The sequence below is a fragment of the Asaia bogorensis genome (genome assembly GCF_900465345.1).
In the GTDB taxonomy this organism is placed as follows: domain Bacteria; phylum Pseudomonadota; class Alphaproteobacteria; order Acetobacterales; family Acetobacteraceae; genus Asaia; species Asaia bogorensis_A.
This window is the reverse complement of sequence record NZ_UEGO01000010.1, coordinates 43,675-57,792: the sequence shown is the minus strand read 5'-3', so window position 1 is coordinate 57,792 and position 14,118 is coordinate 43,675. Positions and strand designations below refer to the sequence as shown.

12 protein-coding genes are annotated in these 14,118 nt (G+C 60.2%); 8 read left to right on the top strand and 4 right to left on the bottom strand.

Annotated elements, in window-relative coordinates:
- Positions 1-34: 34 nt before the first annotated feature.
- Both ED655_RS03935 and ED655_RS03930 read right to left on the bottom strand, forming a co-directional pair.
- On the bottom strand, positions 35-1,843 hold the full coding sequence (locus ED655_RS03935) for a DUF885 domain-containing protein (RefSeq protein ID WP_162993381.1): 1,809 nt from the start codon (positions 1,841-1,843) through the stop codon (positions 35-37).
- 191 nt (positions 1,844-2,034) lie between these two features.
- Positions 2,035-3,624, bottom strand: coding sequence for an FAD-dependent monooxygenase (locus ED655_RS03930; protein ID WP_162993380.1), 1,590 nt, complete (start codon positions 3,622-3,624; stop codon positions 2,035-2,037).
- A gap of 50 nt (positions 3,625-3,674) precedes the next feature.
- On the opposite strand from ED655_RS03930, the gene ED655_RS03925 reads away from it, so the two are divergent.
- The 4 genes from ED655_RS03925 to ED655_RS03910 all read left to right on the top strand — a co-directional run bounded on the left by ED655_RS03925 (position 3,675) and on the right by ED655_RS03910 (position 7,740).
- Positions 3,675-4,361, top strand: coding sequence for a TetR/AcrR family transcriptional regulator (locus tag ED655_RS03925; protein ID WP_122049223.1), 687 nt, complete (start codon positions 3,675-3,677; stop codon positions 4,359-4,361).
- A 166-nt stretch (positions 4,362-4,527) separates the two neighbouring features.
- Entirely contained in the window at positions 4,528-5,481 is a 954-nt protein-coding gene (locus ED655_RS03920; RefSeq protein ID WP_122049084.1) for a metallophosphoesterase family protein, read from the top strand.
- A gap of 181 nt (positions 5,482-5,662) precedes the next feature.
- Positions 5,663-6,940, top strand: a complete 1,278-nt coding sequence (locus ED655_RS03915) for an anthranilate synthase component I family protein (protein ID WP_122049083.1) — start codon at positions 5,663-5,665, stop codon at positions 6,938-6,940.
- On the top strand, positions 6,937-7,740 hold the full coding sequence (locus ED655_RS03910; RefSeq protein ID WP_122049082.1) for an aminotransferase class IV: 804 nt from the start codon (positions 6,937-6,939) through the stop codon (positions 7,738-7,740). Before ED655_RS03915 ends, ED655_RS03910 begins: the two co-directional genes overlap by 4 nt.
- 47 nt (positions 7,741-7,787) lie before the next feature.
- Here ED655_RS03910 and cls read toward each other — a convergent pair whose 3' ends face one another.
- Together cls and ED655_RS03900 are read right to left on the bottom strand one after the other, a co-directional pair.
- Positions 7,788-9,236, bottom strand: a complete 1,449-nt coding sequence (gene cls, locus ED655_RS03905) for a cardiolipin synthase (protein ID WP_122049222.1) — start codon at positions 9,234-9,236, stop codon at positions 7,788-7,790.
- A 117-nt stretch (positions 9,237-9,353) separates the two neighbouring features.
- On the bottom strand, positions 9,354-9,866 hold the full coding sequence (locus ED655_RS03900) for a hypothetical protein (RefSeq protein ID WP_122049081.1): 513 nt from the start codon (positions 9,864-9,866) through the stop codon (positions 9,354-9,356).
- Positions 9,867-10,109: 243 nt separating this feature from the next.
- Here ED655_RS03900 and ED655_RS03895 point away from each other — a divergent pair, with 243 nt between their 5' ends.
- The 4 genes from ED655_RS03895 to cyoD are packed head-to-tail and all read left to right on the top strand — an operon-like array spanning position 10,110 to position 14,110.
- Positions 10,110-11,042, top strand: a complete 933-nt coding sequence (locus ED655_RS03895; RefSeq protein ID WP_122049080.1) for a cytochrome c oxidase subunit II — start codon at positions 10,110-10,112, stop codon at positions 11,040-11,042.
- A gap of 37 nt (positions 11,043-11,079) precedes the next feature.
- Positions 11,080-13,143 carry a cbb3-type cytochrome c oxidase subunit I gene (locus ED655_RS03890; RefSeq protein ID WP_122049079.1) on the top strand — a complete coding sequence of 688 codons (2,064 nt, stop codon included), beginning with the start codon at positions 11,080-11,082 and terminating at the stop codon, positions 13,141-13,143.
- The gene (locus ED655_RS03885; protein WP_122049078.1) at positions 13,143-13,796 is read left to right on the top strand and encodes a cytochrome (ubi)quinol oxidase subunit III; all 654 of its coding nucleotides are present in this window, start codon (positions 13,143-13,145) and stop codon (positions 13,794-13,796) included. Before ED655_RS03890 ends, ED655_RS03885 begins: the two co-directional genes overlap by 1 nt.
- Positions 13,793-14,110 (top strand): cytochrome o ubiquinol oxidase subunit IV, encoded by a 318-nt coding sequence (gene cyoD, locus ED655_RS03880; RefSeq protein ID WP_122049077.1) that lies wholly within the window; start codon positions 13,793-13,795, stop codon positions 14,108-14,110. Before ED655_RS03885 ends, cyoD begins: the two co-directional genes overlap by 4 nt.
- Positions 14,111-14,118 lie beyond the last annotated feature (8 nt).

Sequence of the window (14,118 nt, the reverse complement as noted above, 5' to 3'; positions counted from 1 at the left end):
GTCAGGCCGGTTGCGACAAGGCGATGTGACGCGCTCAGGGCTTTGCGTGGCGGTTTTCTGCAATCCAGTCCTGCACGCGCTGGCGCAGCAGATCAAGCGGCATCGCGCCCTCATCCAGCACCAGATCATGGAAGCGCCGTTCATCGAAGCTGGTACCCTGTGCCTTCTCTGCCTGATGACGCAAATCGAGAATGGTCATCTCGCCAATCTTGTAGCCCAGAGCCTGACCCGGCCATGAAATATAGCGATTGGTCTCGTTCTGGATATTTTTCTCGGCAAGGGCCGTGTTGTCACGCAGGCAGGAGAGCGCCTGGTCTCGCGTCCAGTTCTTCCAGTGTATGCCAACATCCATGACCAGACGGCAGGCGCGCCACATCTCCATGGAAAGCTGCCCAAAACGCTCATAGGGCGTTGGGTAAAGTCCGATTTCGCTTACCATCTGTTCGGAATACAAAGCCCAGCCCTCGACGAAGGCGGTCGTGGCATAATCACGACGAAAACCCGGCAGATCGGTCATTTCCTGCGCCAGCGCGATCTGGATATGATGGCCGGGCACCCCCTCATGCGCCACAAGCGAGGGCAATTCGTAAAGAGGACGCTGGTCCAGATGGGACGTGTTGATCATCAGCCCGCCCGAAATGCCAAGCGCCGGGCTGCCCGGATCGTAACGCCCTGTCGTATAGCCCTCTTCAATGGCATGGGGCACTTCACGCACGCCATAGGTCAGCCGAGGCAACTTGCCGATCAGGCGGGGTAGTTCGTTGTCGATCTTCTTGGCCAGAAAACTCGCCTTTTCCAGCAGGGCAAGCCGTGTCGTGACATAGAACTGCGGGTCTGCCTTCATGTGAGTCACAAAGGCCTTGAAATCGCCCTTGAACCCGACGGCATCCATCTGGCGCTGCATCTCGCGATGGATACGGGCAATCTCGGATTGCCCAAGCGCAAAGATCTGGTCAGGGCTCAGGGTGGTGGTGGTCTCCTGTCGCACCAGATAGGCGTAATAGGCACGTCCGTCAGGCAAGGACGATGCCCCGAGAGTCGATCGGCTGGCAGGCAGATATTCCTTTGCGAAAAACGCCGCCAGGGCCTTTTCCGAAGGCTTGATACGCTCATGGACGATGCGCTCTCCCTGCGCACGCAGTTCGCGACGCATGGCTTCCGGCATCGTGGAGGGGAGTGAGTCGAAAGGCCGCAGGGCCGGGTTTTCACGCTCGGGCAGATCGGCCTGGGCCTGCACGGTATGGGCGGCAATATCCGCAATCAGCCTCGGCTGGACAAAGCCGGTGCGGATGCCGCGCCGCATATTGGCAATCTGCTGCGCATTGAAATCAGGAATACGGTTCATCCGCACCAGCCAGTGGCGCGCATCTGCCTCGCTGCGCAGGGGCGTGTTATCGGCAGCGTAGCCGACTTCCTGATAAAAACCTTCATCACTGGTGAACGGCATGCGCGAAGGATCGAATTTCTGGCTCTCGATCGCCAGATCATTCTCCCAGATCATCAGACGGGCATTGAGCAGATCCTCACCATGCAGCGCCTTCTGATCGAGCGCCGCCAGTCGGGTTCTGAACGCCAGACGTTGCGCAAGCCGCGTCTGCTCGGCCTTCGGGCTGTCATCAGGCCAGAGTTCGGCGGCAGCCTGATCACCACGCGAAGCAGCAGAAACAGGGTCGAGCGTCGTGGTAAAGGCATCGTAATCACGGACAATATGACCAATATCATCGGCCAATGCCGCGCCGGGAACGCCCAGAAGGACCATGCTCCCAAGGGCCACGCCCCCAAGAGCCACACTCTTGAGCCGGGCCAGCCTGCCCCTTGCCGAGATCCCGTTCTGATTGCGCATGATGCCTCCTGAAAAACCGGTTCGCCCGCATAACGAACCGATCACCAGCATCCGTCAACGCCTCCCGGACACATGAGACGACGGAGGACCGGACAATACCGCGCCCCCCGTCATCTGACCCAGCGGTCCAGTTAACAGTTGGAGGGCGCACGGGGCGGACAGGCGCACGAATTGTCAAAAAGCCGCCCGCGTCACCTCTGGGCCGATGATGGCATACCGAACCAGCGTGACAGGGCGCGGGTCAGAGCGGGGGTGGCCTCGATACCTCGCCAGACGAGGCAGCCATCCGGGCGGTACAACGCGCTGTATTCCTCAAGCGTGTCTGCAAGGACGAGATTGGGGGGCAGAATGGATAGACCAGCCCCCTGCCGCATGGCGGGAGAGAGCACGAATACCCCAGCCCCATGCTGCATCAGTCCATAGAGCGTCTGGCCGTTGGCCAGAGTCCTGTCCCCCGCGAGGCCGCCGAGGGTATCATCGTCACATGCCATACCCTTCTCCAGTGCGTCCTCATCCAGCGCGTAGCGCATGGAAAACCCTTTCATGTCCGCGCTCAATTCAGCGGCGATATCCGCATTGGCCAGCATAGTCGCCATGACATCACGCAAGGCGCGTGACCGTGGATCGGGCCTCATGAGGGCGGCCTGCGCCAGCGTGTTGGCCAGTACGGATGCTGCCACCGGGCGCCGTTCTGTCTCATAGCTTCCAAGCAGGGCTTCGGCCTCGACACCCGTTACCATTCCCCGCACCACTGCGGCGAGTTTCCAGCCCAGATTGGCCGCGTCGACCAGCCCAAGCCCAAGCCCCTGCCCACCGAAAGGGGCGTGGATATGCGCCGCATCACCGGCCAGAAACAATCGACCCTTGCGGTAGCCATCTGCCAGACGGGTATGGTCGGCCCAGCAGCGCCCACCGTGATAAGCAGCCAGAGGCACAGCCCGACCACAGATGCGCACAAGGGCCGCCTCGACATCGGCACGGTTGGGGATTTCCTGTCCCGCCCCCGGAGGGCCGGAAAAGTCGATCATGAAGAGCCTGCCGGGAACGGGGCCATACGCCGTGACGCCACCCGGCTGCATCTGCCAGCCAGAGGGAAACGCGCTGTCAGACGCAGCAAACGTGACCGAAACCTGATAGAATTTCAGACTGGGAGGCGTACCATCGAAGGTAAAACCACCCTTCTTGCGCAGCGTACTGCGGCCACCGTCGCATCCCACCGCATAGCGTGCCGCGATCTGTGCCGGTCGTTCCCCGTCGCGCCCGTGGACTGCGAGAGTGACACGCTCATTGTCGCTCTGCACATCGCACACCGTACAACCACGGCGAATGACAATACCGCGGGAAGACGCCTCGGTTTCGAGCGCCTGTTGCAGATAGCGTTGGTCGATCAGCCGTGTCGGGCGACGTGCATCGACAGGCTGGGCAGGCAGCGGGATACTGCCAAAATGCCCGGCAAACCGCTTCTTCAGAGGCAGCATGTCCGCCGGCGCATCTCTATCCCCGCAGGAGAAAGCGCCCTGCGCCCAGCCACCGCGGTTTTCGGCAAGGAAAGGGGCAACCAAGGCCTTCGTCTGCGCCTCCGCAGCATCGAGCGCCTGACTCATCCCTCGTCGCATCAGGGCTTCGGCGCCCAGCGGACCGATGGACAAGGCCTTCTGCACGTCCTCGGCAGTGTCTCGCGCCTCGAGCACCACACAGTCGACCCCTGCTACCGAAAGCTCTATGGCCAGAAGCAAACCGACAGGCCCTGCGCCTACAATGACGACATCGACATGTTCCATAGACCGAATCCATAATTGTACCGGGTATAGTTTTCTGATATGAAGGCGGTATGTCAACATCCAACAATCGGCAAGGCCGAAAACGTCAGGCCACGCGTCAGCGCATCTCCGATATCGCCACGGCGCTCTTCGCCACCCATGGCTTTGATCACGTGACGATCGACGCCATTGCCGAGGCGGCAGATGTAGGCCGGATGACGGTTTTCAATCATTTCGCCCGCAAGGAAGATCTGTTTTTCGATCGTGAAGACGAAATCAGGCAGATCATACGCAATGCGCTCACGGGGCCGCTTTCAGGCCACCCCCTCGACGTGCTGCGCCAGCTGGCTCATGAGATGGTCTTTAAAAACGCGCCTTTTCTGCGCTTTTCCCCCCAGACCCAGGGCTTCATCGACACGCTGACAGCCAGCGAAACCCTGAAATCACGCGCACGCGCCCTGCGCGATGTCATGACGGATGACCTGCGCGAGGCATTGTCTGCTGCCCTGCCTTGCCCGCCCGATAACCCTTCATTGCATCTCGCTGCGGCGCTTCTTGTCACGGGCTGGACGACAGCCTTCATCGAGGCGCAGCGTCTCTATCGACGCGAAAACGACAGCCGATCAGCCCAGAACCTGTTCCTGTCACTCGTCGATACCAGCACCGTCTCGGCGCTCTATGCCCTGCGCCAGATCGACACCTCGCCCCAGACGAGCCGGGCGTCGCCACACGCCGGAAAGACGGGGGCACCTGACTGAAATCATGCCCGTTCAACACGCGATGATGGGACACACTGTCACCAAAACTTAACCCTGCCTCCTTGCAAGGCGGGCTATGGCTGCCGGTCTGTTATCCCGTGCGCGTCAGATTTCGCTTCGCTGCATCCTGTCACGCGCCTCATCCTGATTGTGCAAGGGGCTTTCGATGCTGCTACCCAGACGCCGGTTTCTCCGTTCCGCCGCCCTGACCGGCCTTGCAGCGGGCACTATCGGCCTGACGGATCGGGCTCTTGCGCTCGCACCGCAGCGCCCGGCGATGCTCGGGCATGATGATTTCTCGTTCGTGTTCCTGACCGACACGCATATCCAGCCTGAGCTCGATGCCTCGAAGGGTTGTCTCGACTGTTTTCGCCAAGTGCGCAGCGCCAATGCCGATTTTACCCTGCAAGGCGGCGACCACGTTTTCGATGCCCTTGGCGTTCCCAAGTCACGCGCCCTGAGTCTGATGGATCTGTACAAGCAGACGGCCGACACACTGGGCCACCAGGTTTATAATACGATGGGCAATCACGACGTGATGGGCATCTATACCAAGAGCGGCATCGAGCCGAGCGACCCGCTCTACGGCAAGAAATACTACACCGATAATTTTGGCGCCCCCTATTACGCCTTCAACCACAAGGGTGTGCATTTTGTGGTGCTGGACTCGATCGGCATCACGGCTGATCGTTCCTATGAAGGGTTTATCGATCAGGCACAGATCGACTGGCTCAGCCGCGATCTCGCGGCCATGCCAGCGGGTATGCCAGTTATCGTGTCCACCCATATTCCGCTCGTCACTGCCGTCGAGGATTACGCTCCGCCACCGGGCAAGGCCCCGGCCCATCAGGGCATACGCGTCAGGAACGCTTGGCAGGTGCTGGAGCTGTTCGACCATTACAACGTGATCGGCGTGTTTCAGGGTCACACCCATGTGCTCGAAACCGTCACATGGCATGGCGTCCCCTATATCACCGGGGGCGCAGTCTCGGGTAACTGGTGGCACGGGACCCGCCTTGGCACGCCAGAAGGCTATCTGGTGGTGCGTGTCGAAAAGGGCCGCGTTATCCCCGATTATGTCACCTATGGTTTCAGGACCATCGACCCGAAAAACACCTGATCGGCCTGGGGCGTCAGCCAGCCTCGGTTTTCAAGAACCAGCCGCACCCGTATGGTTCCGCCCAATTTCTGGACGGGACCATTCAGGCGCGGTAAGGCCGATTGATGCGGCATTTCACCCACCCGTCCTGTGTCCCTGGTGCTTCCCTCTTTGCGAGACGGCATCCGCAGGGATTCATGTGATGCTGGAGCAGGAACTCCCTTGGCGCTCGCCCGACTCATTCATCGCCCGTTATGGCGATGAGGCCTGGGCGGTCATGCTCGATAGCGGCGGCCCTGCAGGCGCACGCAGCCGCTGGAGCTTTTTCTGCTGCCGGCCTGTCACAACGCTCACCACAGATGACAGTGCAGCCTGGGCAAAGCTCGATGCGCTGCTTCCTTCTGTCCCGCCGCTGGGCACCCTGCCTTTTTCAGGCGGCGTCATTGGTCTGGCGAGCTATGAGGCCGGGCTCGCGCTCGAAGATATTGTCTCGCGTCATAAACCCTTCATCCCCGGTGTCAGCGCAGCGCTCTATGAAGGCGCATTCGTCTTTGATCGTCAGGAAAAACGGCTCTGGTGGAGCAGCTATTGCGATGCGGCCATGCCAGTCCCCCTGCCCCAATGTTCGACGCCGCCTGTGCCCTTGCCGAAACTCGATTTCGTGGCCGATGCCGACCGCGAAACCTATTGCGAGAGCGTGCGCCAGATCATCGCGCGCATCAATCGCGGAGAGCTTTTTCAGGCCAATCTCACCACGCAGTTTCGCGCACGATGCGCTTCCCCGCTTGCGGCAGGGGCTGTCTATCGCAAGCTGAGGCGGGCCTCTCCCGCGCCATTCGGAGCGCTGTTCACCCTGCCCGGCTTCTCGCTGCTTAGTGCCTCGGTCGAGCGCTTTCTGAGCATGGACCGTGAGGGGCGTATCGAAACCCGCCCGATCAAGGGCACCGCCGCCCCCGGTCGCGATGCGGCAGAAGATGCCGCCATTGCCGACGCTCTGGCCCGTGATGAAAAGGAATATGCCGAGAACCTGATGATCACCGATCTGATGCGTAATGATATCGGGCGTGTGTCACAGATCGGTTCGGTGGGTGTGCCCGTGCTGTGCGAGGTCGAGCGCTTTGCCCATGTGCATCATCTCGTCTCCTCGGTCACGGCGCGTTTGGCACCGGATATGACGGCACTCGATCTGCTGCGTGCCACGCTTCCTCCCGGTTCGGTCACGGGCGCCCCAAAGCACCATGCGCTCAAGGTGATTGACCAGACGGAACACGCTGCCCGTGGTGCCTATTGTGGAACGCTGTTTCGCATCGGGGCCGATGGTGCGCTCGACAGCAATGTGATTATTCGCAGCTTCGTGCTCAAACCCGATACCATAAGCCTCGGTGCCGGATGCGGCATCACCACATTGTCGGACCCGGAACGAGAATATGACGAGCTCTGCCTTAAGGCAGCTCCCCTGCTCGGGCTCTTTGGCGCATGAAACAGGCCTGGCTGAACGGGCGTCTGTGCCCCGTGGCGCAGCTTCAGATCGATCCCGCCGACCGGGGCTTCACGCTGGGTGACGGGTTGTTCGAAACCATGAATCTGCATCAGGGCTGGGTGCTTCGCCTGCGGGCGCATCTGTCGCGTCTGGCAGAAGGGGCTGCGTTGCTTCATCTGCCAATGCCAGGTGAACCCGAAATCCGCCATGCACTGACCAGCCTGATCACGGCTAATGGTGAAACAGAGGGCGCCCTACGCCTTACCCTCACACGCGGTGCCGGACCACGCGGCATCATACCGCCTGCCAACCCGCAACCGACCCTGCTGATCACCCAGGCCCCGCGTGCGGCGGCGCTACCACCCTGCGCCCTTCATATCAGCCGCTATAGGCGCGACGGGGCCTCGCCGCTCTCGCGTGTCAAACATCTCAACTACCTGCCGCAGATCCTTTCACGGATCGAAGCGCAGGAGGCCGGCGCTGACGATGCCCTCCTCCTGTCATCGGATAATCTGCACATTGCCGAAGCGAGCGCGGCCAGCCTGATCGTCCTGCAAGACGAGCGCCTGCTCACGCCGCCCCTAATGGATGGCGCCCTGCCCGGCACGGTACGCGCGGCTCTGATAAAAACTGGCTTGTGCCACGAATTCCGTCTGACAACCGCATCCCTCATGGGCGTCGAAGCGGCATGGCTGGTCAGCAGTCTGTCCATCCGTGAGGTGAAATCCATCAAGGGCCACGCACTGCCGCTGCGCCCAGACTGGACAGTGCGACTCAACGCGGCGCTGTTTACAGATTGACTGGCAAACGCCTCGAAGCGAGGCGTTTGCCCAATTGACGCAGTCTCTTAAAGAACCGGGCCAATCATCGCGAGGGTGTTGTGCCAGAGCTGCCTGTACCACGGCCAGGCACATACATCGTCCAACGTGATTTCCACCGCAGCATCCAGATAGCTCTGCTGACGCTCGCGTATCTGGCGGGTGAAATCAGGGTCGGCAAGCAGGATGTTATTCTCGAAATTGAGGTCGAAACTGCGACGGTCGAGATTGGCCGAGCCAATGAGCGCCATGGCGCCATCGAGCGTCAGGGCCTTGGTATGAAGCAGACCGAGCGGATATTCGAAGATACGCACTCCGGCCTCGAGCAGCTCCTTGTAATAGCTGCGGCTTGCACCGGCGACGATCCATGAATCGTTTCGCGTCGGCACTGTCATGGTCACCTTCACACCCCGTCGGGCCGAGGCGCAGAGGGCGGCCTGAATGGGTTCGTCGGGCACGTAATAGGGCGTCGTGATGGTCAGCTCATCTGCCGCAGCATTCATGAGCGAGACGAATATCTCGGGCATGGCCGCATAGCGCAGGGCAGCACTCGTGCCGATCACCTGCGCCACAAACCCCTCACCCTCGATCAGGGGGGCAGAGGCCAGAAGCGGACCGAGATCCTCATCCGTATGCGCCATCCAGTCTGTCGCAAAGAGATGCTGATTCTGCAGCACGACCGGACCTTCGAAACGCGTCATCAGGTCGACCCAGGGCGCGAATTTCGCCTTCACACGAAATTCCGGATCGGCACAGTTCTGGCTGCCGCAATAGGTGACCCGGTTATCAATCACCACGATCTTGCGGTGATTGCGCATGTCCATGCGGCCATGGAGGGGCCAGGTCACGATGTTGCCTAGGGGCATGGCACGCACCAGATGCGCACCAGCCTGCTTCATGCGTGCCCATGCCTCGTTATGGATAAGACGGCGCGAGCCAAGATCATCGGCCATCACGCGACAGGTCACACCGCGCGAGGCGGCACGACAGATCGCATCGATGATCTTGGTACCGTTATGATCGGTTAGCCAGATATAGAAGCAGATATGAACATGATCACGGGCCGCATCGATATCACGTACCATCGCGTCGATGGCACTATTTGAATCAGGCAGCAGGCGCGCCTTGTTTCCTCCCTCGGGCGGGTAACCGCTTGCTGACTGGCCGACCCTGAAAAGGGGCGCGAGGCGCGGTGGCAGGTGATATTTCTCTTCAGCGTCGATCAGGGCTTCGCTGGTCTTGCCGGGAATACGAAGTGTCTTGCGGGCTTCGGTGATGCGGCTCACCAGTCTGCTGCCCATATTGGTCTCGCCCAGCATCAGATAGGCAAGCGTACCCAGAATGGGCAGTGCCGCAATGATCGCGACCCAGGCTACTCGTGAGGCAGGCTGACGATGCGGACGCATCAGGGCGCGCCCGATAAAGATCATCTGAACGATAAAGCTCAGCGCTGCGCCGGTCAGGCGCCAGCCGGTCATTTCCATCCGCAAGAATCTCGATTGCTGAGGGGATTACCATAAAGGACGTGGCGACGATTCAGGTCATGCGAAAAAGGTAGCCCGCCTTCTACGCCGGTTCGTCGCCTGGAGCGGCTTTTACTGGGCCGCCAGCTTTTCGGTCTTGTCCGGCAGGAGCCTGAAACGCAGACGCATCACGGAAGCCCCGACATGGGCACCCTTGATGCTCATGGTCAGGTTGAGTTTCACGCCATACTGGTTTTCGAGCACCGCTGCCCCGACACCGGAGCCGATGGCGGCATCTGCCTTGACCGTCCAGTACGTGCCATCGAACTGATCAAGGCGGGCCAGATCTTTCACCGTGCCGGTACCTTTGACGGTGATATAGCCGAGAGACGCGATCCCACCCCCGCCGATCTCAAAGGCATAATCCCTGCCATTATGGTGGAGGGTTCCCTTGCCCCATTCGTATCCCAGACCACCCCCGACTTCCTTCAGGCTGAAGGAGATGGTGGAATCAGGTGTCGCGGCATCAGCTGGCTTTTCCTGCGGCAGGGCGGATGTCGCCATACCGGGCAAGGCATGAGCGGTTGTGGCGAGGAAACACAGAGGGAGTGACGCGGCAAAAGCCGCAAAAGAACGTGGGGTCATGACCTTCGCCTCCTTTTTTGTTCGCTCAGGCTTGCTGTTCAGACGCCTCAGCCACCGCGCAGTTGCCTGAGGCCGAGTGTAGCGCCGAAAGGACGGCCTGCCTATCGCCCAGCCGGCAGGCGTTCCAACGCTTCCGGAGGCAAAAACATCAGACATGAAAAGACATTTTAAGGAGAAAAAAGGGAAACACTGATCACGATTGAGAGTTATCAGCCCGAACCCTTGCCATGGAACACGCCCCACGTGCCACGCCTCGCCCCGAACAGGTCGGCCCTGCGCCCTGGCCGACGTGTCCTTGCCCTGACAGCCATGGCGCTGCCGCTTCTCCTGCTCGGCGGATGTCAGACAGATCACATCTCGTTTCTCGCCCCCGCGGGCCCTATTGCAGCATTGCAGCGGCACTGGTTCGAGCTTCTGGTTGCAGGCCTAATTCTGGTCATTCTTCCCGTGCTGATCGGCGTACCGTTTTGCCTGTGGCACTACCGGGCTGAAAACAGGCGAGCGACCTTCCGACCGGACTGGGATTTTGCCCTGCCCCTCGAATTTCTCGTGTGGGGCTTTCCCGCTGTTGTTGTGATTGCTTTCTCCCTGCTCGTATGGGGGCCAGAGCGTCGTTACAGCCCGGAGCAGCCAATCACCGACGGCGCCCCGCTCAGCGTGGATGTGGTGGCCCTGAACTGGAAATGGCTCTTCATCTATCCCGATGCGCATGTCGCGAGCCTTGACCATCTGGTGCTGCCCAAAGGACGCGAAATCGTCTTTCACCTCACCTCCGATGCCACCATGCAGTCATTCCTCATCCCGTCTCTGGGCAGCCAGATCTATGCCATGGCGGGCATGGTCACCCGGCTCCATCTCCTGGCCGACCGGCAGGGCCGGTATCTGGGTGAAAACACCCAGTTCAATGGCATGGGCTTTCAGGATCAGAAATTTGCCGTCGATGTGGTGCCACCCGACCAGTTCAAGCAGTTTCTGACGCAGGCCAGCCAGAGCACCCTGCATCTCGATACCCAAACCTATGACGCCGTGCGCAAGCAGGAAAATGGCCGCAAGACAGCGCAGACGCTGCTGCATGATTCCAACGCTACCATGGCCAGCTTCTCGGCCGTACCCGACACCTTCTTTCATGACATCGTCAGTCGCTACGACGATTCCATGCCCCATGATCACGGCTGAACTGCCGTGATCCCGCCGTTGTTCACGCAACGCCCCCATGACCGGAGACCCGCTTTTGCGCCATTTTCTTTTTGGTGAGCTCGGCTATGACGCCCTGCCATTTTATAGCGCAATCGCAACGGTTGCTGCCTCGGTGGTGGTGCTGGGGGCTCTGGCCGTGCTGGTCTTCGTCACCTGGCTGAAGGGCTGGAAGGCGCTCTGGACTGAGTGGCTGACAAGCGTGGACCACAAGCGCATCGGCATCATGTATGTGGTGGTCTCATTCGTCATGCTGGCCCGCGCAGTGGTCGAGGCCGCCGTCATGCGTTCACAGCAAGCCGTGGCCTACAACAACCCCGGCTTCATTCCGCCGGAACATTTCGCCCAGCTTTTCACCACGCATGGCACGATCATGATTTTCTTCATGGCCATGCCGTTCCTGATTGGCGTGTACAACTTCGCCATGCCACTCCAGATCGGCGCGCGGGATGTCTCCTTCCCCGCCATGAATTCCATCAGTCTGGGCCTGACCAGCGCAGGTGCGGTGCTGATGATGGTTTCGCTATGCGTGGGCAAGTTCTCGACAGGAGGCTGGACCGGTTATCCTCCTTATACGGAGTTGTCATTCAGCCCCGGTGTGGGGGTTGATTACTGGATATGGGCGCTCACGCTCAGCTCCATTGGCAATACGATGACCGGCATCAATTTTGCCGTCACGATCTACAAGAAGCGTGCGCCGGGCATGACCCTGTTCCGTATGCCGCTCTTTGCCTGGACGGCGCTGTGCATCTCGATCCTGATGATCTTTGCCATGCCGCCGCTCACGGTCGCGACGCTCATGCTGGCGATGGATCGCTATCTGGGCATGCATTTTTTCACGAACGAGCTTGGCGGCAACATGATGAACTACATCAACATGTTCTGGCTGTTCGGTCACCCGGAAGTCTATATCCTCATTCTGCCCGCCTTTGGTGTCTATTCCGAAACCATCGCGACGTTCTCGAACAAGCGCCTGTACGGTTACACCTCGCTGGTGTGGGCCACGATCTCCATTGCCGTTCTGTCCTTCACGGTGTGGCTGCACCATTTCTTCACCATGGGGCAGGATGGGAACGTCAATGCGGTATTCGGCATTGCCACCATGCTGATTGCCATCCCCACCGGGGTGAAGGTGTATGACTGGCTGCTGACCATGGTGCGTGGGCGCATACGGACCAGCGTCCCGATGCTCTATGCCTGCGCCTTCATGGTGCTGTTTGTGGTCGGGGGGGCAACCGGTGTCATGCTCGCCAATCCGGGCTTCGATTATCAGGTGCACAACACCCTGTTTCTCGTCGCGCATTTTCATAACATGCTCATTCCCGGCCTGCTTTTTGGCATGTTGAGCGCCTATCACTACTGGTTCCCCAAGGCATTCGGGTTCCGGCTGCATGAAGGCTGGGGCCGGGTGATTTTCGGCTGTTGGGTCGGCGGCTTCATTCTGGCTTTCATGCCGCTCTACATTGTGGGCGCGCTTGGCATGCCGCGACGGAGCCAGGAGTTTTTTGAGGCAGTTTACCGCCCTTATCTCTGGGTCGCGCTTTGCGGCGCATTGCTCGTCCTGTGTGCGCTGGCCAGCATGGTCATTCAGCTCTGGACCAGTATTCGCGATCGCCAGATCCTCGCTGTGCCGGCAGGCGATCCATGGAATGGTCGCACCCTAGAATGGTCGGTGGCGGCACCGCCCCCCGAATACAACTTTGCGCTTATTCCTCAGATCGACAGTGTCGATGCCTTTCATCAGGCGAAGAAGCAGCACACGGCGTGGCGCGCACCGGAGCATTATTACGATATCGAACTGCCTTCGAGCACGCCGGTCGGGTTTGTCTGCTGCGTGGCCAGCGGCGTGTTCGGCTTTGCGCTTGTCTGGCACATCTGGTGGGCGGTCCTGCTGGGCGCTGCGGTGTTCTTCGGGGCGATTATCGTACGCAGCTTCAACCGCGATACATCCTATGTGATCCCGGCTGCGGAAATACGGGCGACCGAGGAACGCTGGCTGCTGACCCTGCGCGAAAGCCCGGCCATTTCCAATGATGCCATGTTTACGACCGCCAATCGCGGTCTGGTCAGGGAGCCTGTCTGATGGCGGCGGATGTTCACGGCAAGGGGCCGAGCCATATCGGTATCCGTCTGAGCCACTCAGCACCGGAATCACACCAGGAAGCTGTGCGCTCCCAGGCCGAGGAAGCCCTGTTCGGGTTCTGGGTCTTTCTGATGAGCGACCTCATCATCTTTTCGATGCTCTTCGCCACCTATGCGACGATGGGGCACTCTCTGGCCGGTGGGCCCGGCCCGCATGAGCTGTTCGATCTCTCATCCGCAGCGTGGGAGACTGTGGCACTCCTTCTGAGCAGCTTCACCTGCGGTCTTGCGACGCTGGCCATGCGTTATGACCGCTCGACGGGCAAAACGTTATTCTGGTTTGCGGTCACCCTGGCGCTGGGCCTCGTTTTCCTGTCGCTGGAATTGCATGACTTTATCAGCATGGCGCAAAAAGGCGGTGTTCCGTCGCGATCCGGCTGGCTCTCGGCAAGCTGGGCGCTGATCGGCACACATGGCCTGCATGTCACGAGTGGCTGCATCTGGATGCTGATCATGTTTGCGCAGGTCGCGAAATTCGGCCTCGATCCGCTGGTGCAGACACGCTTCATGCGCCTGGCCCTGTTCTGGCATTTTCTCGATATTGTCTGGATCGGGATTTTCTCGATCGTCTATCTGCTTGGAGCCCTGTCATGAGCGATCGTCATGCGCAGGAGCGCCGCCAGGAACTGCATGGCTACATCATCGGCCTGGCCCTTGCACTACTCCTCTCCGCCATACCTTTTGCGGGGGTCATGCTGGGGCTGTTACCGCGCCCGAGCCTGATCTGGATCATCGCCCTGCTTGGGCTTGCTCAGGTCGTGGTGCATTTCCGGTTCTTCCTGCATATCGACCTGTCGCGCTCCCATCGTGACGACCTCCAGCTGATCCTGTTTTCGCTGCTGATCGTCATCCTGATGGTGGGTGGAACGCTATGGGTGCTCGGCAATCAGCGCCATATGATGGGCTAGGGCCGACA

What these genes read in the sequence shown, in the direction of transcription:
- cls (WP_122049222.1), bottom strand. Translation starts at nt 9,236, where the DNA reads ATGACCGGCTGGCGCCTGACCGGCGCAGCGCTGAGCTTTATCGTTCAG.
- cyoD (WP_122049077.1), top strand. Translation starts at nt 13,793, where the DNA reads ATGAGCGATCGTCATGCGCAGGAGCGCCGCCAGGAACTGCATGGCTAC.
- ED655_RS03935 (WP_162993381.1), bottom strand. Translation starts at nt 1,843, where the DNA reads ATGCGCAATCAGAACGGGATCTCGGCAAGGGGCAGGCTGGCCCGGCTC.
- ED655_RS03930 (WP_162993380.1), bottom strand. Translation starts at nt 3,624, where the DNA reads ATGGAACATGTCGATGTCGTCATTGTAGGCGCAGGGCCTGTCGGTTTG.
- ED655_RS03925 (WP_122049223.1), top strand. Translation starts at nt 3,675, where the DNA reads ATGTCAACATCCAACAATCGGCAAGGCCGAAAACGTCAGGCCACGCGT.
- ED655_RS03910 (WP_122049082.1), top strand. Translation starts at nt 6,937, where the DNA reads ATGAAACAGGCCTGGCTGAACGGGCGTCTGTGCCCCGTGGCGCAGCTT.
- ED655_RS03890 (WP_122049079.1), top strand. Translation starts at nt 11,080, where the DNA reads ATGACCGGAGACCCGCTTTTGCGCCATTTTCTTTTTGGTGAGCTCGGC.
- ED655_RS03915 (WP_122049083.1), top strand. Translation starts at nt 5,663, where the DNA reads ATGCTGGAGCAGGAACTCCCTTGGCGCTCGCCCGACTCATTCATCGCC.
- ED655_RS03920 (WP_122049084.1), top strand. Translation starts at nt 4,528, where the DNA reads ATGCTGCTACCCAGACGCCGGTTTCTCCGTTCCGCCGCCCTGACCGGC.
- ED655_RS03885 (WP_122049078.1), top strand. Translation starts at nt 13,143, where the DNA reads ATGGCGGCGGATGTTCACGGCAAGGGGCCGAGCCATATCGGTATCCGT.
- ED655_RS03900 (WP_122049081.1), bottom strand. Translation starts at nt 9,866, where the DNA reads ATGACCCCACGTTCTTTTGCGGCTTTTGCCGCGTCACTCCCTCTGTGT.